Below are 18333 nucleotides of genomic sequence, written 5' to 3'. Positions count from 1 at the left end.
GCCTCAAGTACTTCAAAAACAAACGACTCCTTCTTTATAAAAACCGTTTATTAAACGGCTATGGCTGTTGTTGGCTCCTTTGCTTCCTCCAGGGTGAGGGTATGTTCTATAAAGTTCACGATACCGGTTTGCACATCATACATAGCGCCGATAATACCTACTTCTCCTTTCAGGATCATTTCGCGCAGGATATTGCTTTGCTCTATAATCGCCTGTACGGAACGTTCTACATGAATGTGCGCAACAGCGTCTACAAAGGCCGGGTTATTGGAAGTACGGTTATGGGTAACCGTTTTTTCTGCAAAAACGGATGGCGTAATTTTATTTAACAAGCCTGTCAGGTTCCCCATTTCCACGGTATCACAGGCGCCGCTGATGGCGCCGCATTTGCTGTGACCCAGTACCACAATGAATTTGGAACCAGCCGCCTTGCAGGCATATTCCAGGCTGCCCAACACATTATCAGAGATAACGGCGCCGGCTAAACGAATGCTGAATATATCTCCCAGTCCCTGGTCAAAGATCAGCTCTGCGGAAGTGCGTGAATCCATACAGCTTACGATAGCTGCCATAGGCCACTGCCCGTCAGAAGTATCATTCACCATTTGCAGGAGGTTACGGTTAATGCGCAGGTTATCGACAAAGCGGTTATTACCTGCTTTTAACAGATCGAATGCTTGTCTGGGGGAGATGCTGTCCTGGTATTTTTTATTAAGTGTTTTCATTTTTTAAAATTTGTGAGATGAACAAAGAAGAATGCATGGTTTCCGTTGGGCATTCTTCTGGCTTTCTGCTAGTTTAATTGTAACTGTTTCAGGAGTTCCCTGTGATTCCCTGTAGAAATGGTGTGGGTATGACTGGTGGTAAGTCTGCCCTGTTCTTCTACAGAGAGGTCTGCGTTGTTCTGTATCTTATACACCTCTTTGAATCCTGTGAGGACAACATTAATGTTCTTCTGAGGGGCTTTGATATCTTTAAATTCCCGTATTGTTTGCAATACATCAAAATCTATATAAGCAGTTTTCCGGGCATCAATAATCAGTGTTACATTGGATGGTATGTGATCCAGTGTGAGCAGGATGCTGGCTTTGTTCAGGAAAGAAACTTCCTGTGCAAGCTCCAACCGGATACTGTCGCCGGTATTATATTTTTCCTTACGGAAGTAGTAGGAGCTTTTCATATTACCGCGTAAAATGGCCAGTACGCTTACCGCCATACCTAATGCAATGCCTATCAGGAGATCCGTGAATACGATGGCCGCCACTGTTGCCACGAAGGGCACCCATTGGTATTTACCGTTTTTAAACATCTCTTTGAAGATAGAAATCTTACACAGCTTGTAGCCTGTTACGAGCAGTACTGCTGCGAGGGTAGCCAGGGGGATTTTATTCAATAGCATGGGGATCAGTGCAGCACACACCAGCAACAGGGCGCCATGTATCATGGATGATAACTTCGTTTTGGCGCCGGCATTGATATTGGCACTGGAACGCACAATCACTGAGGTGACGGGTAGTCCACCTATCAGGCCACTGATCATATTGCCGATACCTTGTGCTTTCAGCTCACGATTCGGTGAAGTATAACGTTTCAGCGGGTCGAGTTTGTCTGTTGCCTCTACATTGAGCAGTGTTTCTACAGATGCCACAATCGCAATGGTGATAGCGGTGATCCATACTTCTTTATTGGAGATGGCGCTGAAGCGGGGAAGGGTAAACTGACCAATAAAATCGCTGAAGCTGTCGGGAACCGGTAACGATACGAGATGCGCAGATCCCAGTGCCAGCACACCGTTGCCGGAAAACGCGAGGTTTAGTAAAACCCCCACAATAACCGCTACGAGTGGCGCCGGCACGATGTTTAGTTTCGGGATCCGGTTCCAGTACAGAATGATCAGAACAGAAAGAATGGTTATCAGGGTGGCGCCAATACTGATATGATTAACAGCCGCCAGGATGGAGCTGAAAAAAGTATTGCCATCTGCCTGGAAAAAAGTAACGCTGCCGGCTGTTGCAGGATCATAGCCAAAAGCAAGCGGTATTTGTTTCAGGATAATGATGAGGCCAATGGCGGCAAGCATTCCCGTAATAACATTGGACGGGAAATAGTTAGCCACGGTTCCTGCTTTTATCAGGCCCAGGATCAATTGAATACCGCCACCAATAACCACGCTGAGCAGGAATATGTCAAATGCGCCCATTTGCGTGATAGCGGTTAAAACTACTGCAGTAAGACCTGCCGCAGGGCCGCTTACACTCAGTTGTGAGCCACTGAGGAAACCTATTACCAGACCGCCTATGATGCCGGAGATCATACCGGCAAACAGCGGTGCGCCGGAGGCCAGGGCAATACCCAGACACAGCGGCACAGCAATAAGGAAGACGACTAAACCAGCGGAAAAATCGCCTTTAATATTTGAAAATAAGGATGCTTGTTTGTTCATAAAATGAGCTTTTCCGTTCAGGGATCACGTTTCCGGATAGCAGCTAAAGCTGCAACCGTGGACGTTACAATGACGGGTTAATAGCACCATTACCAAACAACATACACGTATCTCAGGTATGGATACAGGATGCCCTGGCAGTGATAGCTATAAATAATTTAATTGGGAATACGATTGCTGTGATAACAGCAATAAGGTTTGATTACGCGTTGAAGGCGTTGGGAGGCGGGGCATGTATTTCCTGAGCCGGGTTGCTCGGAATATCTTCAAATAGCTGATAGTGCAATGTGCTGATAATTAACAGCGGATTAAATTGCATCACATCAAATTGCTTGCAGAACTTCAGTTCCTTGGCGATCTTGGTATGATCTATTCCCATGTCTACCGGATGTTCTTCAACGATCTGGTTATTAAACAGCAACTTCCCTACTTCCTTGATGGGAAGCAGTTGAGAAACCATCAGGCTCAACAGGAATATACCGATTAATTTTTTCATGAAACTATATTACTTGCACAAATGTAATTTAGTGAAACCATAAATACCATGTTATGTTGATTAAAAAAATGTTAAAGCATTTTAACAGCTTTCTCATCCTTATTTCCTGAAAGAATCCATTCATAATTGATTAAAACCGTTCGTCACTTTTTACAGCTTGCTTTTTTTAGGATATTTATTTATGTAGATGCCCGACAGGTAGACTTCCCGACTGTTTTTTCCGGTAACATTTAAAGCAAGTTATTTTGCTTACTATGGTATTGTGTATTGCATAGTAGTAAATATTCCCTACTTTTGTATTGTAAAGTTGAAGAATAGCTATCACACTTTAATATTTAAATAACTGATCAGAAACCACCATTAAGAAAACATTTTTTTTAAAAGCTCACTTGCCATGAATATTGATAACACACAATCGCAGATGAGGAAGGGTGTGCTGGAGTTTTGCATTTTGTCCATCATTAAGCAAGGAGAGGCTTACCCGTCAGACATCATTGAAAAGATGAAAGAGGCAAAGCTGGATATCCTGGAGGGCACTTTGTATCCCTTACTAACAAGATTGAAAAATGCCGAATTACTCACCTACCGGTGGGTGGAAAGCAGCTCAGGCCCCCCCAGAAAGTATTTTTCCATGACGGACAAAGGAGAAGCCTTTTACCGCGTACTGGAAAGCACCTGGAACGAACTGGCCAACGCTGTTCATCAATTAACACAAAACAGTACACCCCTTTAAGGGTCTCTAACCTAAAATCCTAAAAGCAGCATCAAGATGAAAAAGATAATTAACATAAATCTGTCGAGTCGGCTTATCCCTATTGAGGATAGTGCATACGAGATACTACGTCAGTATCTGGACAGCCTCAAAAAATACTTTGCGAAAGAGGAAGGTGGAGATGAAATTGTGGCAGACATAGAAGGTCGTATTGCTGAAATATTCCAGGATAAGCTGAAAAAGGGCGCACATTGCATTACAGACGATGATGTACTGGCGGTAAAAGCATCCATGGGTACTCCTGAGCAATTTGACGATGCCGCTCCTGCTGAAAACGCACAGGCAAAGCAGGAAGAAACCTCCGAGGAATATATCCGCCGTCCGCGCAAGCGTTTATACCGCGACCCTGAGAACAAGGTGTTAAGTGGTGTATGTAGCGGTTTGGGCGCCTACTTTAATGTAGACCCCGTGATTTTCCGTATCATCTTCGCATTGCTGGCCATCGGTGGATTTGGTTCCGGTATCCTCGTATACTTCATCCTGTGGATAGCCACCCCCTCTGCCGATACGGCAGCGGAAAAGCTGGAAATGAGAGGAGAAAGGGTAGACCTGAATAATATCAAAACCACCATCCAGGAAGAATTGAGTCATATGAAAGGCCAGATGAAAAACGTAGGAGAAGATATCCGAAATTTTTCCGTGGGCCGCGGAAGACAAGTAGGGGGTGACCTGGAACGCTTTTTTGTAAACCTTGCTGAAGGTTTGGGAAAAGTACTGGTATACGTTACCAAAGGTTTCTTTTACTTTTTCGCTGTAGTGATGCTGATCTGCCTCATAGTAGTAGGTATCGGAATCACTATCTCTTCTGCGGCCCTGTTCCCTTTAAAAAGCCTGATGTTTTCCACCCCGGTACAGAATTATCTTTTCTGGCCCGCAATAGGACTGATCATCGGTATACCGGTAGTAGCGTTGCTGATCTTTATTGTCCGTAAACTCACCGGCGCAAAACAAGGCAACCGCTATGCAGGCTATACATTGGTGTTCCTGTGGTTGCTGGGATTGGCTTTTGCCGCAATAATCGTTACTTCTGTGGTAAAAGATTTCAGAAGACGTAGCAATACAACGAATGAAGTAATTGCCATTAAACAACCGTCGCAAGGAAAACTGATCCTGAAGAGAAGCCCGGGGATATTGAGTGACGACTTTTATTTTGGCTGGTTTGATGACCACATGATGGTGGCAGATGACACTATCATCATCAATTTCATCCGGGTTAAAATAGAAAAAAGTCCTACCGACAGTTTTGGGGTGGAAGTAGCCCGCTATTCTCAGGGTCGCACCGTGCAACAGGCCAACGCGCTGGCACAGGATATTCAGTTCCAGCTGAATCAGCAGGATTCTGTACTCTATCTGCCGGAAGGTTTTGCACTGCCCACGCACTCAAAATACAGGGGACAGCGGGTAACCCTGATCATTAAGGTACCGGTTGGCAAAAATATTGAGGTAGATAAAGAAGTATACCGCAACTACTCCTTTAGCAGGAATGACCGGTACGACGACGAATGGGACTTTGATTATAACGATAACTACCCCGGTCCTGTGAATATGAAAATGACCCCGGATGGCGCCGATGATATCCGGCCGGTTACACCAGTGAAAGAGTTGCCTGTCAACGATTCCACAGAGGTGAAATACCGCTACAGGGGAAATGATAGTAATTCCAACAGATAAAACAGCGCAATAATAGGTAGAAAACCAGGGTCGCCACCCTGGTTTTCTTATTTATAACCGTTCTGCTTTTTTCCGGATCCGATCATTGACCAGCCTGATTAATGTTTAACTTTGCATATTCGGCACACAACACATTAAAAAAGAGGATAAGGTAAGGAATGCAGGCTCCCATAAACATCGCGCTGGTAGGAAATCCTAATAGTGGCAAAAGCTCCCTTTTTAACGCGCTCACCGGTTTAAATCAGAAGGTGAGCAACTTTCCCGGGGTAACAGTAGATAAGAAAACCGGCACAGCAAACATTGCTCCCGGGCTCTCGGCTAATATTATTGATTTGCCGGGAACCTATAGCCTGTATCCCAAAAGCGCGGATGAGTATGTGACCTATGATGTACTTATCAATCCCAACAATGAAGAGGTCCCGGGCCTGGTGGTGATCGTTGCCGATGCCTCCAACCTCAAGCGTAATCTCCTTTTCTGCTCCCAGATCATTGACCTGAAAACACCCGTGATCATAGCACTGACCATGATGGACATTGCCCGCCGGAAAGGCGTGGAAATTGACCTGGACGGGCTTGAAAGAGAACTGGGCGTGCCGGTAGTGGCCATCAACCCCCGCAAGAATAAAGGGCTGGCCGATCTGAAAAAGATCGTTGAGCTGGCAGCAAGAGGCCATTACAGCGTGCCACCACGCGACTTTATCAACAACGCAGCATTAGCGAAACCGGTTATTGAAGATGTAAAGAAAACAGTTCCCGGCAAAAGCGACTACGCTGCCCTCCACATAGCAGTAAATACAGATGAACTGAGCTTTTTAAATGGTGGTCAGAAACTGGCCATCAGGAACTCATTACAAACACATCAGTTCAATAAAACAAAAGTACAGGCGGAAGAAATCATGCAGCGGTATGCCCGGATCAAGCATATCATGAAAGCAACTGTTGTGGAAACAGATCCGCTACAGAAACAGCTACGTTCTGAAAAAATAGACGATCTGCTCCTGCACCGTTTCTGGGGGTATGTAATTCTGCTGGTGGTGATGTTCCTGTTATTTCAAAGCATTTTCTGGCTGGCTTCCTATCCGATGGATTGGATCGAAGGAGGCTTTGGCGCATTGAGCGGCTGGTTAACCTCCATCCTGCCCGATAACAGGATCACCGATGTGTTTATTAACGGTATCCTGGCCGGTATCAGCGGGTTTGCTGTATTTATACCGCAGATCATGATATTGTTTGGATTGATCACTGTATTGGAAGATACCGGCTATATGGCCCGTATCAGCTTCCTGACAGACCGGCTTATGCGGCAGGTAGGCCTCAACGGAAAGTCCGTGATGCCCCTGATCAGTGGCGTGGCCTGTGCGGTACCCGCGATCATGGCTACCCGTACCATCGAAAATAAAAAAGAACGCCTTATTACCATATTGGTTACCCCGTTAATGAGCTGCTCTGCAAGACTGCCTATTTACACCATGATGATTGCGCTGGTAGTACCAGACAAGCGTATACTGGGTATTCTGGGTTTGCAGGGATTGGTGATGATGGGACTTTATCTGCTGGGCTTCTTCATGGCCATCTTTATTGCCGCCATCATGAAGCTGTTTGTAAGGATTAAAGAGAAGAGTTATTTTATCATGGAACTGCCGGTTTACCGTGCTCCCCGCTGGAAAAACGTGGGTACTACCATGGTGGAAAAAGCCAAGATATTTGTTACAGATGCCGGTAAGGTGATTGTGGTTATCTCCGTTATTCTCTGGTTCCTTGCTTCTTATGGGCCAGCCAGCAGAATGGAGCCGTTGCATGCGAAATACGACCAGCTGATATCTCAGGTGCCAAAAGAATCACCACAGGCCGATGCGCTGGATAAAGAGTTCCGCTCTGAAAAATTATCTCATTCTTATGCAGGCATATTAGGTCATGCAATAGAACCGGCTATCCGCCCACTGGGTTTCGACTGGAAAATAGGGATTGCCCTGATCACCTCTTTTGCTGCCCGTGAAGTATTTGTAGGTACCATGGCCACCTTATATAGTGTGGGTGAAAATCCTGATGATAATAACGCTACGCTGCGTGAAAAAATGGCTTCCGCCACCAGGAAGGATGGTACCCCGGTATATACGCTGGCCACCGGGCTGTCGCTGATGTTGTTTTATGCATTTGCGATGCAGTGTATGAGTACCCTCGCCATTGTGAAACGCGAAACCAAATCGTGGAAAATCCCGATAGCACAATTTGTTTACATGACAGCACTGGCGTATCTCTGCAGTCTTATCATCTTTAATATCTTCAAATAATATCTTGTACATTGCGGGTATGGTTCATACTCAATAAATGTACTATGAGATTGTTTTGTTACTGCTTATCACTGCTCTTTGCTGTGCCGGTTCTGGCGCAAACAAAAATAGATTCTTCCAGGCTGCTGAAAGACCTGCGCACACTGTCGGCCGATACATTTGAAGGCCGTAAAACAGGTACCCGTGGCAATCGCATGGCCCAGTTTTATATTATAGACCGGTTTAAGCAGATAGGACTTACACCTTATCACGGCACCTATGAATACGCCTTCTATTTCCAGGAAGGAGATAAAAAAACAATGGGGACTAACCTCTACGGCTATATTCCCGGTAAAACAGACCAGGTAATCGTGATTTCTGCTCATTATGATCACCTGGGAACAGGCAAGCCCAATGCGGATAAAGACAGTATCTATAACGGCGCTGATGATAATGCTTCCGGTGTGGCAGCCCTGCTGGGTATGGCGGCATATTTCAAGAAACATCCGCCCCGTCATACGCTTATCTTTGCTGCTTTTGACGGCGAAGAAGAAGGGTTACAGGGGTCTACTGCATTTCTGCAACAGCCCCCGGTACCGATAGCAGCTATCCGGCAGAATATTAATATGGATATGATTGCACACAATGATAAAAATGAATTGTATGTATGCGGAACCACGCCATATCCTGCACTGAAAAAATACGTTGATGCCGTAGCGGCCAATAGCAAAATAAAACTGATTGCCGGCCACGACAAGCCGGGAACGGGCAGCGATAACTGGACCAACCAAAGCGATCAGGGCCCCTTCCACCAAAAGAAAATTCCCTTCCTGTATTTCGGCGTAGAAGATCATCCGGATTATCATCAACTAACGGATGAGTATACACGAATAAATAATGTCTTCTACTACCAGGCAACGAAAACGATACTGGAAGTGGTAGAAGCCCTTGACCAGGATCTGTAATATATTAAGAGATTTACAGGCTATATTTTATTACCTGTTAATCCTGTTTTCTATCATTCCTCTGAAAGTAGCACCTCTCAGGGCGTTTACCATCACACCCAAACGGTTTGTTGATAACAGCGCCATTCTGCCCAGCTGATTGGAGGGGATACCCATGTCCAGTAAGGCGCTATGCAAGAGCGGATCACTCAGGTCTCCCCAGTCGGTTGTATAGTCATCTCTTACATCAACGGTGGGAGGCAGGCCATCAAAGTAGTTGCCTTCTCCTGCTGAATTGAATGTCTGGAAGCAGGCGGCATACATATCGTATTGGCCAAAAGTGATATTGATAAAGCCAACAGGTTTGCCGTAAGTCTGGCGCCCTATCAGTGCGGGGTTCATGGACGGTTTCAGCACGTTGTATAGTAATTCGCTGGCGGAAACAGTGTTGTGTGTTGCCAGGAAACTGATTTTGCTGAGTTCCAGGGCACCTTGTTTTTTAAAGGTGGCTGTTTTGTATTGGGTGGCTTCGTTGTGAAAGATGTCTGTCCAGTTGATGGCCGGATAGTTGGGCCGCGCTTTCATGTTTTTGAAATAGGCGCTATAGTTATCTGTATTCACATTGTTGTTGAACGATTGTGTGTACATCACGGTATTGCTTTTGGCTGCGGGTACCAGTTTATTGGCCAGGTATTCGGCTGTTTCCAGGAGTCCGCCGCCATTGTAACGAAGGTCTACAACCAGGTTTTTGATGCCGGCATTGGTGAACGCTGTGAAAATGGAATCCATTTTAGGTTTCACATCCTCCAGGGCCACGAAGTTGTTAAAGACGAAGTAGCCCACTTTGGTGCCGTTAAAGTCGAAAATATTGGAATAGAGGATGGGGTCCAGGTTATAATCCACCGCACTGAGGGTGCTGGTTTGTGTGTTCCCATCCGGTTTTAAAAAGCTGAAACTGGCATTGGTGCCTCCCAGCGACTGGTTCAGGAGATCGTTGGTAGCGTTGTCCTGGTAATTGAATTTGCTTACCCCGTTGATGGTGGTCACTTTCCAGCCACGTTTGACACCGGCTTTGCTGGCTGGTGATCCCGGATATACATAGACCACATATATCGTGGTATCTGTTTGAAAGCCCACTTCGAAACCAACATTGCCTACTATTCCTTCCTGTAGGGCTCTGGAGGTAGTGCCATCGTCCAGGAAGCTGTACCGGTCCAGTGTGGCACCGGCATCATTTTTCTTGAACTGCGTAAGCGCCTCGAACATCGTGTTGGTGCTGGAATAGCTGTGAGGGCGGAAAGTAGCGGAATCGGGGATAACGTCTGTCCAGAGGTAGATGTCTTTAAAAATGAAGAAAATGCTGTCATTGATATTGCCTGTTCCCTGGGGTGCAGGGGTGTCACGTTTTTTACAGGATGGGAGTAGTAAGGCGAATAGTACGCCTGCCAATAGCCATCGGTATGGGTGGGTTGGTTGCATAGTTGCTAATTTAGGAGATATAACTGGTATGATTAAACGAAAAATCAGTAGAAGCTAGTGCGGGCGAAAGGCGCCAAATAAATCAAATCCAAGCTCTTCCGGCATTACACCTTTGTTTTTCAACCCTACATTTACCTTATCCCGCCAGCGGGTTTGGGCGGCGGGGTCCATTCCATGCCGGGTATCCTGGTCAAAAGCATATTGCAGGCGATTCATTTCCCTAAACGACTGGATGTACTGATATTGTATAACACCGTCATAGTCGTCCCGGTTCAGGGCTGTTTGCAGCAGTTTTTGTTTAAACCGTTCCACTACCAGCCGGGTAATATCGAAATGTAGTTGTTCGTGTGCCAGGGCGTAGCTGTTTTTGGCTTCCGGTCTTACCCAGGATGCACTTTTTATGAAGAAAACCTGTAGCGACAGGGTAATTTTCAGGGTGTCGTGCTGGAGGAGACTGTTGCCCTCATAGGCAAAGCTGGTATAAGCTACCGCCGCACTGGGGCCTGATGGAGATGGCTTTCCCTGGAAATCTTCCCACTGTAGCTTTCTTTTCGCAGCGTAAAAAATGGTATCCGTTTGTGCTGTATCCGGCTGATGATAGTCTTCAAAAACCAGTTGAATAACGGTCATTTTTTTGTGAGAAGAGAATACCGCGTAGGACATCATCTGCCCGAAGGGCAATAACAGTAAACATAGTATAACAGATGATAATTGCATAGCGGGAAACCGACAGGATTAAAATTACCGAAAATGAGGGGTGACTGCTGAAAAACGATAAAATTTGTGCATTCTATAACATTTTCCCGGTGCCGGAACAACGGGTTTTAACAATCATTTTCCATCGGGAAACGGTCTTTTTTCCGTAATTTACTCTCAACCAAAACAATCCCACTATGTACGGCGGCGGATATATTTTTGACGAGCCAGACGGAAAACAGTTGCGGGAAGAACAGCTACACGATGAGCCGGAAAAGCTGGCTGTTTTTGAGGATCGTATTGCCAGGGGGGAAAAGATAGAACCCGGCGACTGGATGCCTGTGGAATACCGCAGACAGCTGATCCGTTTGATAGAACAACATGCACACTCTGAAGTGATCGGCGCTTTACCGGAAGGTACCTGGATTACGCGCGCCCCTGGCTTCAAACGTAAGCTGGCGCTCATTGCAAAGGTGCAGGATGAAATAGGCCACGGGCAATTGCTGTACAATGCTGCAGAAACCCTGGGTAAATCCAGGGAAGCGATGATCAACGACCTGCTGAGTGGCAAATCCAAATATTCCAATGTATTTAACTATCCGGCCAAAACCTGGGCGGATGTTACCGTGATCGGCTTCCTGATAGATGCAGCCGCCATCGTAAACCAGGTAGCAAATGCCAAGGGCTCCTACGGCCCTTACTGCCGGGCGCTGGAGCGTATCTGCTATGAAGAAAGCTTTCACCTGAAACAGGGGCATGATGCGCTTATAGACCTGGCTACCGGCACACCTGCCCAAAAGGAGATGTTGCAGGACGCATTGAATCGTTGGTGGCAGCCTATCATGCACTTCTTCGGGCCGCCGGATAAAAAATCGACGCACAGTGAAAAGCTGATGCAATGGCGGGTGAAAATGGCCAGCAATGATGATATGCGCAACCAGTTCCTGGATTCCTATGTGCCCAAAATATGGGAGCTGGGATTAACATTACCGGATCCGGCGCTGCGCAAAAATCCGGATACCGGCCGCTGGGAATATACAGATCCTGATTGGGACGAATTTTTCCGGGTGATCAATGGCGGCGGGCCTTGCAATGAAGAACGGCTACAGGTGCGTAAATGGGCAGAAGAACATGGGCGTTGGGTACGCAAGGCATTGATGGATCCTACAGAAAAACGTGCATTGCCCGTGGCATAAATTATATATCGTATATCCCTGTACGTTAGTGACGGTTTTCAGGGTTCAACAAATAAAACCAATTCATTCATTCATGTCTAACGAGTCTTTAGATCCGCGCGTAAACAGATTGAAACTGGGAGCAGCCGGAGAAGTGATCACAGTAGCAGCCGGAGAGAACTGGAACATATATGAAGTCTTTCACCAGGAGAAAAGAGGCGCCCATCATGAACATGTTGGCTGTGTACACGCACCGGATCCTCAACTGGCACTGGTGTTTGCAAAGGAACAATTTGGCCGCCGGAAAAAATGTGTGAATCTCTGGGTAGTAAGGAGTGCGGATATACTGGCATTTGATACAGAAGATGAAGATATGTTTGCCAACAACCTGGAGAAAACCTACCGCGATGCCAGCGGATTTAAAGTGATGGAGAAGATCAACAAATTCAAACAATCCAAATGATCCATAACGCAGCACTCACAGATCTGATCATAAAAATGGCTGATGATGAACTGATTCTGGGGCACCGGAATTCCGAATGGACCGGCCTGGGTCCTGTGATGGAAGAAGACATTGCTTTTTCTTCCATGGCGCAGGATAAAATAGGCCATGCATGGGCGTTGTACCGGGTGTTGCAGGAAGACCTGGGCGGTAGTGATCCGGATCATTTCGCCTTTATGCGATCCGGAGATGCGTATAGATGTTCGCATCTTGTAGAGCTGCCCAATGGTGCTTATGATTTCAGCCTGATGCGGCATTTCCTGTTTGACCAGGCAGAAACGGTGAGGTATGAAAGTTTGCAGGACAGTAGCTTTGAGCCGTTCCGGCAGCTCGGTAAAAAAGTGAAAGGGGAATTAAAATATCATACCCTGCATGCAAACGCCTGGATCATGCAGCTGAGTAATGCGGGCGAAGAAAGTCATGCCCGTATGCAAGCCGCGTTGCATAATACGATTGCGCTGGCAGCAGGCATTTTCGAAACGTCACCCGAATATGAAGATGCGCTGATAGCAGCGAAAGTATATCCCGGCGAAAAGGAATTATATAGCCGCTGGCTGGATCGTATTTATCCGGTGCTGGTGAAGTCGTCCCTTAATTTGCCGGAACTGAGCAGTATTTCGCCGGTGTATGGCGGGCGACAGGGAATTCATACGGAGTACCTGTCACCCTTGTTAAAGGAAATGGGAGAAGTATTTAACCTGGATACGGAGGCCAGCTGGTAAAAATGTCACAAACAATTTCGATAGAAGCGGTGTATCGTTCCCTGGAACATGTGATGGACCCGGAAATACCGGTATTAAGTGTTATTGACCTGGGTATGATTACGGGGGTAGAACTGACGGGAACGGAAGCGGTACTTATAAAAATGATCCCCACATTTGCTGCCTGTCCGGCGGTTACCTATATACAGCGGAATATCAAAACAATTGTAGAAAAAGAACTCGGTATAGCCGTTACCGTAGCAACAGATAAAAATGTACACTGGCAGAGCAACCGGATGACAGAAGCCGCCAAAGAGAAGCTGAAAACCTTTGGTATAGCGCCGCCACAATTACTGGAAGGCGAGGTACGGGCAGAAATTATGTTGCATACACCTTGTCCGCATTGCGGTAGTGAGGCTACCTATCTACGTTCACCTTTTGGTTCCACACTTTGCCGCGCTATCCATTATTGTAAATCCTGCGGACAGGTATTTGAGCAATTCAAACCATTGGAGTAAACCTTGTTTGTATGTTCCCATTCCGGCTCTCACCGGAAATCCCTATTTTTACACGCATTATTAGTATAGCCATAGGCAACTTATACAATGAAACATGAGAATAGGCTTGTATTTTGGATCCTTTAATCCTATACACACGGGGCATTTGATCATTGCCAGTTACGTAGCGTACAATACTGATCTTGATAAAGTATGGTTGGTGGTTTCTCCGCAGAATCCATTGAAACCCTCGTCTGCACTGCTCAATGAGCATGATCGCTTTCACCTGGTAGAACTGGCAATAAAAGATGAGCCAAGGCTGCGGGCAAGCAACATAGAATTTTCGTTACCGCGTCCTTCTTATACCGTTGATACGCTGGCTTATCTTGGCGAAAAGTTTCCTACACAGGAATTTGCCATCATTATGGGCAGTGATAGTTTTCAGAATTTGCCACGATGGAAAAATTATGAGCACATCATAAAAAACTACCCGATCTACGTTTACCGCCGCCCCGGCCATGAGATTAAAGAGACCTTCGGTGCACAGCTGGAAATACTGGATGCTCCTATGCTGGACATCTCTGCCACGGATATCCGTAAATGGATCAAAGAAGGAAAATCTGTTCGTTATATGGTATCGGATAGTGTGATCAATTATATAACAGAGAATAGTTATTATCGCTGATCATCTTCCTTATCTTTCCTTATTACATCCCGCTTGAGTACTTCTCTTTTATTAAGATCTCTTCTTTTTACGAGATACTCATTGGAGTATATCTGTAGCAGGAGGATGAACATGGAAATGAGCAGGGGACCGAAGATCAGCCCAATGAACCCAAAGAGGCTTACGCCTATTATTACACCAAAGATGGTGATCAGCGGATGTACATCGGCTATTTTCTTTGCCAGTAACAACCGGGCAATATTATCGGATGTTCCTACTACGCCAAAGCCATATACCAATACGGCCACACCCTGCCAGGTACTACCAGCGGCCAGGAGATATACACCCAAAGGAACGTATACGGCTGCCGCACCAACTACCGGCAACATAGCAGTGAAACACGTTATTACAAACCAGAACATGGGCTGTGGAACACCAAAAACGAGGTAGCCGATCAATGAAATGACCCCCTGTACAATGGCTATTACCGGTATCCCTACCGCGTTGGCAAACACCAATGTGTTGAACTCTTTACCCAGTCGTTCTACGTTTGCCTCTTTCAGTGGGATATATTCGTACAGGTCTTCTTCCATTTTCCGCCCGTTGACCAGCATAAAATAGAGGATGAAATACATAATTGCGATGGCCGTCAGGGTATTGAAAGTAGCGCCCAGGAAGCCAGGTAAAAAGGCAGTGATGCCTTCCTGTAATTTTTGTAAACGCTGGTCGGACAGCAGGTCTATTCCGATGGTTTGTTGCACGTGTTCGTTGGCGGCTTTCACACTGTTGATCAGTTCCGTAGAGTGCGTGGCTGCATAGGCCACCTTCGCAGTCAGGAGGTTTACCAGCATGCCTATGGGCATCAGGATGATCAGGAAGGAGGATACCATCAGCAGGGCTGCGGCGAGGTTCTTTTTCCATTTCCGGTTTTCCACCAGACGGAACATCCATTTCCGGCAAAGTACATAGAGCGTAACGGCCCCCAGGAAGCCGGGGAAAAAGGTATATAACTCCATGAAAAGGAGTAAAGCCAGGAAAACAACGAGAAGCAGAAACCCCATTTGTTTAAGGCGGTCATTGTCAAGATAGCTCATAGTACAAAATATCGTATAATTTATTGGTATTGTCAAAAAACGGACCGGTACACTATGTGGTGCTTGTGCAGCACTAAACAAAAAATGGGGATGCTTGTTCTTAATGCGGAGTAAAATCGGTAGTTTCAGGCAGTATTCATTTGTGGAATAATGTTTGTGAACCTTTAAATGCAAAAACGAAAACCTTTATTTTCTAATTTTTAAAACCTTAGTTATGAGTACAAGTTCCAAAGCCGTGGTTTCATTTATAGTAGGGGCAGCCGTAGGCGTTGCTGTAGGATATTTCCTGAATTCTGACAAGAAAGACGAACTGGTAGAAAAACTGAGAGATCAGACAGAGAAACTGAAAGACAAGTGGAAGAAGAAGAAAGATCAATTCCAGGATGAGTTGGAAAATGAGTTGGCATAACTCGCAATAGATTAAATTGATTTGCATGGAAGATAATTTCGGCAACTACTTTAACAAAACAGGAAAAGTAGCCAGGCAATACCTGGAAACCAGGCTGGACCTGATTAAGCTCCAGGCAGCAGGAAAGTTATCTAAAGCGTTGGGATTGTTTTTCTCACTGATGATGGCTTTCCTGTTGTTCTTTTTCGTGATTGTATTCCTTGGGATGGTACTGGGCTTCTGGATCGGTGAAATGACCGGCAGCTTTACTATTGGGTTTGCGTGCGCAGCAGGCTTATTTGTACTATTGTTTGTAGTGATCCTGTTGTTCCGTCAACAGCTGATTCAACGACCGTTGGCCAAATTGCTGATAGCGGAACTGGTAGAGGAGATCGAAGAAAGTGATGATGATGAGTCTGACCATCTTCAGTATCAACGGCCTGCTTACAAAGCATATAAGGAAGAGGCGTATGATCATGTTCCCAATGAAGAGGCAACAGAAAACACCATGAAAGCATAAAATGAAAAAAGTTTACACATGCGTAAGGTAAAAGTAACCAGCTTCGAAACACTGGAGCTGGAAATTGCCCGTTTGAAAATGCGGTCAAAAAACCTCGAGAATGAACTTGGTAACCGGGTAGACTACTTCAGAGACAATTATAAAAAAATGGCTTTGAATGCTGTCATCCCCGGTAGCGCCAAACATAGCGGTGCCCTGAACGTAGCCATGAACGTGGCTAAGATGGCGTGGGGAAGTGGTAAATTTAAGAATTTTGCTACCGGGGCATTAATGACAGCACTTGAATTTATTGGTGTACAACTGGGTATTAATATCTTTAATAAAGTTACCAACCGGAAGAGAAAGAAGAAAGAACCTGTGGCGGAATAAACTTACTTCGTCATAACCCCATACCCATATACAATTACATCTGCATCCTTGAGTCCGGGGACCTGGGGCGTTTGATCATTTCTATCTATCAATAGATATGCTACCCGAAGTGTTACGCGGGTTGTTTTGCCGGTAGGATCAGCATTGAACGGAGGCAGATTTGCAATGACTCTTTTCACTTCGTCCGTCATTTGCTGATCCGGTGAAGACAACGCTTCTATATCCTTTATGATGCCATCTGCCTGAATCTTGTATTGCACAGTTACGATGCCTATCGCTTTTTTTTCCTGCGCAGCCCTCGGATAACGAATTGTTTTTGACAGCGTTTTTTGATAAGCCAGGCTACCACCCGGGAACCGGTTCTTATAAGAAGTGTCTGTAGTGACACCTTTCAGCTCACCATTATTCTCGTCTTCTGCGCGCGCTATCAGGCTTTGCGGAAAATGCTTTGTCGGGAATACACCAATACCGTTTTCTTTTTCGCTAAGGTTGAAGTAAAAGGGCGTGATAGGGCTATCATCTGAGCGCATACTCAAGCTGCTTCCTTTCTGAAGGGCGAGGTCGAATTTGATCTCGGTTATTTCCCCTGTCTGGTTGCGTTTTAGCAGAGGAAGCGTGACTGTAATTCCTTTTTTTGCTAGTATCTCTTTCATACCGGCCAGGTCATCATCCGATGTTAGCTTAGTCACCATACCGTAGGTGATGCCCATATCTTCTACCAGGTATTTGTTGCGTGCTGTGTTGGTAGAGGATGAAGTGGCGGATAGAAGACAGGCAGCGAGTGCCAGTACCGGAAGCGCCAGCAGGTACTTCCAGGCGTGTACATGGGGGGAGTGGGTCTTGTTCATCATAAATATCCTGTTTTTAAGGAAGGATTTACTGAAATGACTGACAACAGATACCGGGCTGCAGTGTGCGCCTATCTTTAATAAGCTGTACTGATAGGAGGCGGGGGTGGTGGAATGTTGCAGGGCGGCTTCATCTGCCAGGAACTCCAGGTTCAATTGCAAAGCTTTTTTACACCACCAGGCAAAAGGATTGATCCAGCAAATGCAGCAGTAAACGGCTGCCAGTAGTGTATCTATTGAATGGTATTGTTGTACATGCGCTTCTTCGTGTTTTAGAATGTGTTGTAATTCCGTGTGTTCGTAAGCGTTAGGGTCGAAGAAGATGGCGCGCATAAACGAAAAGGGCGTGGTAAGGCCGGGAAGTTGTACATACGTGATATTGTTTTTTCGGTAACTGCTGCCGGCCAGCCGGCAACGCCTGATCTTCCATAATGGCACCACGTGTGCCAGCAGCAACCCGATAGCCACCACGATATAGATGCTCAGCAGGATGGGCGTGCTGTGTTGCACCAGTGCATCCCACCAGGGATGAGTAGCAGGAGCGGCCATGCTTTGTGTAGGCGCCTGCACATTATTGTTGAAATAAACGATGGTATTGGATACTTCTTCCGGCGTATGGGCGGCCCATTGCAGGGCGGGAATGGGTAGCAGTGGTAGCAGGGCGGAGAGGAAAAAGGCGCTGAGTAATAATATTCTGTTGTACCGGTAAAAGGTTTCCTGCTTGAAACATAAAATATAGAGCAGGTAGAAAAGGATCATCGCGCCCGATGCTTGCAGGATATATATGAATAGTGTAGGCATACA

General features: G+C 46.0%; 19 protein-coding genes. 12 read left to right on the top strand and 7 right to left on the bottom strand.

Annotation, left to right across the window (positions count from 1 at the left end):
- Positions 1–50: 50 nt before the first annotated feature.
- The 3 genes from ABQ275_RS23765 to ABQ275_RS23755 form a co-directional block, all read right to left on the bottom strand.
- The gene (locus ABQ275_RS23765) at positions 51–725 is read right to left on the bottom strand and encodes a carbonic anhydrase family protein (protein ID WP_349315634.1); all 675 of its coding nucleotides are present in this window, start codon (positions 723–725) and stop codon (positions 51–53) included.
- 68 nt (positions 726–793) lie between these two features.
- Positions 794–2443 (bottom strand): SulP family inorganic anion transporter, encoded by a 1650-nt coding sequence (locus tag ABQ275_RS23760; RefSeq protein ID WP_349315633.1) that lies wholly within the window; start codon positions 2441–2443, stop codon positions 794–796.
- A gap of 202 nt (positions 2444–2645) precedes the next feature.
- A complete protein-coding gene (locus ABQ275_RS23755) occupies positions 2646–2939 on the bottom strand; it encodes a hypothetical protein (protein ID WP_349315632.1) in 294 nt (97 codons plus the stop codon).
- Between the two features lie 394 nt (positions 2940–3333).
- On the opposite strand from ABQ275_RS23755, the gene ABQ275_RS23750 reads away from it, so the two are divergent.
- From ABQ275_RS23750 to ABQ275_RS23735, 4 genes are all read left to right on the top strand, one after another.
- A complete protein-coding gene (locus tag ABQ275_RS23750; RefSeq protein ID WP_349315631.1) occupies positions 3334–3672 on the top strand; it encodes a PadR family transcriptional regulator in 339 nt (112 codons plus the stop codon).
- A gap of 36 nt (positions 3673–3708) precedes the next feature.
- Entirely contained in the window at positions 3709–5382 is a 1674-nt protein-coding gene (locus ABQ275_RS23745) for a PspC domain-containing protein (protein WP_349315630.1), read from the top strand.
- Positions 5383–5540: 158 nt separating this feature from the next.
- Positions 5541–7673, top strand: a complete 2133-nt coding sequence (feoB, locus tag ABQ275_RS23740) for a ferrous iron transport protein B (RefSeq protein ID WP_349315629.1) — start codon at positions 5541–5543, stop codon at positions 7671–7673.
- A 44-nt stretch (positions 7674–7717) separates the two neighbouring features.
- Positions 7718–8617 carry a M28 family peptidase gene (locus ABQ275_RS23735; RefSeq protein WP_349315628.1) on the top strand — a complete coding sequence of 300 codons (900 nt, stop codon included), beginning with the start codon at positions 7718–7720 and terminating at the stop codon, positions 8615–8617.
- Positions 8618–8647: 30 nt separating this feature from the next.
- Here ABQ275_RS23735 and ABQ275_RS23730 read toward each other — a convergent pair whose 3' ends face one another.
- Together ABQ275_RS23730 and ABQ275_RS23725 are read right to left on the bottom strand one after the other, a co-directional pair.
- Complete coding sequence (locus ABQ275_RS23730) at positions 8648–10075, bottom strand: S41 family peptidase (protein ID WP_349315627.1); 1428 nt, start codon at positions 10073–10075, stop codon at positions 8648–8650.
- Between the two features lie 54 nt (positions 10076–10129).
- Positions 10130–10705, bottom strand: a complete 576-nt coding sequence (locus tag ABQ275_RS23725) for a hypothetical protein (RefSeq protein ID WP_349315626.1) — start codon at positions 10703–10705, stop codon at positions 10130–10132.
- A gap of 263 nt (positions 10706–10968) precedes the next feature.
- Between ABQ275_RS23725 and paaA the strand changes: the two genes are divergently transcribed.
- The 5 genes from paaA to nadD all read left to right on the top strand — a co-directional run bounded on the left by paaA (position 10969) and on the right by nadD (position 14331).
- A complete protein-coding gene (gene paaA, locus ABQ275_RS23720; protein ID WP_349315625.1) occupies positions 10969–11967 on the top strand; it encodes a 1,2-phenylacetyl-CoA epoxidase subunit PaaA in 999 nt (332 codons plus the stop codon).
- A gap of 73 nt (positions 11968–12040) precedes the next feature.
- A complete protein-coding gene (locus tag ABQ275_RS23715; protein WP_349315624.1) occupies positions 12041–12409 on the top strand; it encodes a 1,2-phenylacetyl-CoA epoxidase subunit B in 369 nt (122 codons plus the stop codon).
- Positions 12406–13170 carry a 1,2-phenylacetyl-CoA epoxidase subunit PaaC gene (gene paaC / locus ABQ275_RS23710; protein ID WP_349315623.1) on the top strand — a complete coding sequence of 255 codons (765 nt, stop codon included), beginning with the start codon at positions 12406–12408 and terminating at the stop codon, positions 13168–13170. The genes ABQ275_RS23715 and paaC overlap by 4 nt, the downstream gene beginning before the upstream one ends.
- Positions 13171–13172: 2 nt before the next feature.
- Positions 13173–13667 carry a 1,2-phenylacetyl-CoA epoxidase subunit PaaD gene (paaD, locus tag ABQ275_RS23705; protein WP_349315622.1) on the top strand — a complete coding sequence of 165 codons (495 nt, stop codon included), beginning with the start codon at positions 13173–13175 and terminating at the stop codon, positions 13665–13667.
- A gap of 94 nt (positions 13668–13761) precedes the next feature.
- A complete protein-coding gene (gene nadD, locus ABQ275_RS23700; RefSeq protein ID WP_349315621.1) occupies positions 13762–14331 on the top strand; it encodes a nicotinate (nicotinamide) nucleotide adenylyltransferase in 570 nt (189 codons plus the stop codon).
- On the opposite strand, the gene ABQ275_RS23695 is transcribed toward nadD, so the two are convergent.
- Positions 14322–15404 carry an AI-2E family transporter gene (locus ABQ275_RS23695; RefSeq protein ID WP_349315620.1) on the bottom strand — a complete coding sequence of 361 codons (1083 nt, stop codon included), beginning with the start codon at positions 15402–15404 and terminating at the stop codon, positions 14322–14324. The genes nadD and ABQ275_RS23695 overlap by 10 nt on opposite strands.
- 214 nt (positions 15405–15618) lie before the next feature.
- Between ABQ275_RS23695 and ABQ275_RS23690 the strand changes: the two genes are divergently transcribed.
- The 3 genes from ABQ275_RS23690 to ABQ275_RS23680 are packed head-to-tail and all read left to right on the top strand — an operon-like array spanning position 15619 to position 16681.
- Complete coding sequence (locus ABQ275_RS23690) at positions 15619–15813, top strand: YtxH domain-containing protein (protein ID WP_349315619.1); 195 nt, start codon at positions 15619–15621, stop codon at positions 15811–15813.
- 25 nt (positions 15814–15838) lie between these two features.
- The gene (locus tag ABQ275_RS23685; protein WP_349315618.1) at positions 15839–16312 is read left to right on the top strand and encodes a hypothetical protein; all 474 of its coding nucleotides are present in this window, start codon (positions 15839–15841) and stop codon (positions 16310–16312) included.
- An 18-nt stretch (positions 16313–16330) separates the two neighbouring features.
- Positions 16331–16681, top strand: coding sequence for a hypothetical protein (locus ABQ275_RS23680; RefSeq protein WP_349315617.1), 351 nt, complete (start codon positions 16331–16333; stop codon positions 16679–16681).
- Between the two features lie 2 nt (positions 16682–16683).
- Here the strand turns inward: ABQ275_RS23680 and ABQ275_RS23675 are convergent, their stop codons facing one another.
- Positions 16684–18330, bottom strand: coding sequence for a M56 family metallopeptidase (locus ABQ275_RS23675; protein WP_349315616.1), 1647 nt, complete (start codon positions 18328–18330; stop codon positions 16684–16686).
- Positions 18331–18333 lie beyond the last annotated feature (3 nt).

It is taken from the genome of Chitinophaga sp. MM2321, from assembly GCF_964033635.1.
Classification (GTDB): Bacteria; Bacteroidota; Bacteroidia; order Chitinophagales; family Chitinophagaceae; genus Chitinophaga.
The sequence above is the reverse complement of the archived record's forward strand: the minus strand, read 5'-3'. Positions and strand labels throughout refer to the sequence as shown.

Coding starts and splice junctions, on each gene's coding strand:
- ABQ275_RS23715 (WP_349315624.1), top strand. CDS start 12,041: ATGTCTAACGAGTCTTTAGATCCGCGCGTAAACAGATTGAAACTGGGA.
- ABQ275_RS23690 (WP_349315619.1), top strand. CDS start 15,619: ATGAGTACAAGTTCCAAAGCCGTGGTTTCATTTATAGTAGGGGCAGCC.
- paaC (WP_349315623.1), top strand. CDS start 12,406: ATGATCCATAACGCAGCACTCACAGATCTGATCATAAAAATGGCTGAT.
- ABQ275_RS23760 (WP_349315633.1), bottom strand. CDS start 2,443: ATGAACAAACAAGCATCCTTATTTTCAAATATTAAAGGCGATTTTTCC.
- paaD (WP_349315622.1), top strand. CDS start 13,173: ATGTCACAAACAATTTCGATAGAAGCGGTGTATCGTTCCCTGGAACAT.
- paaA (WP_349315625.1), top strand. CDS start 10,969: ATGTACGGCGGCGGATATATTTTTGACGAGCCAGACGGAAAACAGTTG.
- ABQ275_RS23755 (WP_349315632.1), bottom strand. CDS start 2,939: ATGAAAAAATTAATCGGTATATTCCTGTTGAGCCTGATGGTTTCTCAA.
- ABQ275_RS23750 (WP_349315631.1), top strand. CDS start 3,334: ATGAATATTGATAACACACAATCGCAGATGAGGAAGGGTGTGCTGGAG.
- ABQ275_RS23745 (WP_349315630.1), top strand. CDS start 3,709: ATGAAAAAGATAATTAACATAAATCTGTCGAGTCGGCTTATCCCTATT.
- ABQ275_RS23730 (WP_349315627.1), bottom strand. CDS start 10,075: ATGCAACCAACCCACCCATACCGATGGCTATTGGCAGGCGTACTATTC.
- feoB (WP_349315629.1), top strand. CDS start 5,541: ATGCAGGCTCCCATAAACATCGCGCTGGTAGGAAATCCTAATAGTGGC.
- ABQ275_RS23695 (WP_349315620.1), bottom strand. CDS start 15,404: ATGAGCTATCTTGACAATGACCGCCTTAAACAAATGGGGTTTCTGCTT.
- ABQ275_RS23765 (WP_349315634.1), bottom strand. CDS start 725: ATGAAAACACTTAATAAAAAATACCAGGACAGCATCTCCCCCAGACAA.
- ABQ275_RS23725 (WP_349315626.1), bottom strand. CDS start 10,705: ATGACCGTTATTCAACTGGTTTTTGAAGACTATCATCAGCCGGATACA.
- ABQ275_RS23685 (WP_349315618.1), top strand. CDS start 15,839: ATGGAAGATAATTTCGGCAACTACTTTAACAAAACAGGAAAAGTAGCC.
- nadD (WP_349315621.1), top strand. CDS start 13,762: ATGAGAATAGGCTTGTATTTTGGATCCTTTAATCCTATACACACGGGG.
- ABQ275_RS23675 (WP_349315616.1), bottom strand. CDS start 18,330: ATGCCTACACTATTCATATATATCCTGCAAGCATCGGGCGCGATGATC.
- ABQ275_RS23680 (WP_349315617.1), top strand. CDS start 16,331: ATGCGTAAGGTAAAAGTAACCAGCTTCGAAACACTGGAGCTGGAAATT.
- ABQ275_RS23735 (WP_349315628.1), top strand. CDS start 7,718: ATGAGATTGTTTTGTTACTGCTTATCACTGCTCTTTGCTGTGCCGGTT.